At 74.2% G+C, this 1,613-nt stretch carries 1 protein-coding gene and 1 pseudogene; one reads left to right on the top strand and one right to left on the bottom strand.

Annotated features, from left to right (window positions below):
• Positions 1-72 precede the first annotated feature (72 nt).
• Positions 73-1,155, top strand: coding sequence for a mannose-1-phosphate guanylyltransferase (gene manB / locus CCN42_RS40335; RefSeq protein ID WP_086742049.1), 1,083 nt, complete (start codon positions 73-75; stop codon positions 1,153-1,155).
• A 209-nt stretch (positions 1,156-1,364) separates the two neighbouring features.
• Here manB and CCN42_RS40330 read toward each other — a convergent pair.
• Positions 1,365-1,613, bottom strand: a pseudogene (locus CCN42_RS40330) (DNA-3-methyladenine glycosylase 2 family protein); the annotation flags it as partial.

The raw sequence follows: 1,613 nt of genomic DNA, 5'->3' as shown, positions 1-1,613 counted from the left end.
TCGTCTCTGCTTCCTGCCGGGACCGGCCGAACTGTCTGTTCGGCCGGTCCCGGCAGGAAGCAGAGACGACAGGTGACAGAAGCGATCCTCCTGGTCGGCGGCAAGGGCACCCGGCTGCGCCCGCTCACGGTGCACACGCCCAAGCCCATGGTGAGGGCGGCGGGCGTGCCGTTCCTCACGCACCAGCTGGCGCGGGCGCGGGCGGCGGGGGTCGAGCACATCGTGCTCGCGACGTCCTACCTGGCGGAGGTGTTCGAGCCGTACTTCGGCGACGGCTCGGCCCTCGGGCTGCACATCGAGTACGTCACGGAGGAGGAACCGCTCGGCACGGGCGGCGCGATCCGCAACGTGGCGTCGCGGCTGCACTCGGGCCCCGACGACCCGGTCCTGGTCTTCAACGGCGACATCCTGACCGGCCTGGACATCCGGGCCCTGGTCCGCACCCACCGGACGACGGGCGCCGACGTCTCCCTCCACCTGACGAAGGTGACGGACCCGAGGGCGTACGGCCTGGTCCCGACGGACGAGACCGGCCGGGTGCGGGCCTTCCTGGAGAAGCCGCAGACACCGGAGGAGATCGTCACCGACCAGATCAACGCGGGGGCGTACGTCTTCCGCCGCTCGGTGATCGACACGATACCGGCGGGCAGGCCGGTCTCCGTCGAACGCGAGACCTTCCCCGGCCTCCTCGCGGCCGGCGCCCACCTGCAGGGCATGGTCGACTCCACCTACTGGCTGGACCTCGGCACCCCCGCGGCGTTCGTGCGCGGCTCGGCCGACCTCGTCCTCGGCCGCGCCCCGTCCCCGGCGGTGCCCGGCCGCTGCGGCGACCGGCTCGTCCTCCCGACGGCGAGAGTCGCGCCGGACGCGAAGCTGGCGGGCGGCACGGTCGTCGGCGAGGGCGCCTTCGTGGCGGAGGGCGCGCGCGTCTTCGGCTCGACGATCCTCCCCGGCGCCGTCATAGAACCCGGCGCGGTCATCACCGACTCCCTCATCGGCACCCGCGCCCGCGTGGGCGAACGTTCCGTCCTCACCGGCACGGTCATCGGCGACGGCGCGGTCATCGGCGCCGACAACGAACTCCGCGACGGCATGCGCATCTGGTGCGACGCCCGGATCCCGGCGGGCGCGGTCCGCTTCTCGTCGGACCAGTAAGGCGGGGGTGCCGCCGGCCGCTGCCTGCCCAGCCGCGGACTGCCGTGCCTCCCCCCGTACCTCAAGGGCCGGGGGACCCCAGGGGCGGCACGGCACGGGTGGGCGCTGGGGTACCCCCCGCTCGAAGGGCTCGGGGGAGGCACCCGCACCGCCGGGTGGCGCGCCTCACCCCGCCCGGCCCCGACACCGCGCACCGGACGAACGAGACCTCACAACCGCCCGATGTCCCACAAGGGCATCTTCGGCACCCGCCGGGCCGGCACCCTCCCGCTCAGCAGGATCAACCGCGCCGCCCGGTGCCGCTGCCCCGCGTACGGCTCCAGCAACCGCAGCATCTCCGCGTCATCCGCGTCCCGGTCCCCGGCCAGCGCCCAGCCCACGATCCCCGGCAGGTGCACATCCCCGACGGTCACCTCGTCCGCCGCCCCATGACTGCGCTGCACCACCTCCGCGGAGGT

Source organism: Streptomyces glaucescens (assembly GCF_002154375.1).
GTDB classification, from domain to species: domain Bacteria; phylum Actinomycetota; class Actinomycetes; order Streptomycetales; family Streptomycetaceae; genus Streptomyces; species Streptomyces glaucescens.
The sequence above is the reverse complement of the archived record's forward strand: the minus strand, read 5'-3'. Positions and strand labels throughout refer to the sequence as shown.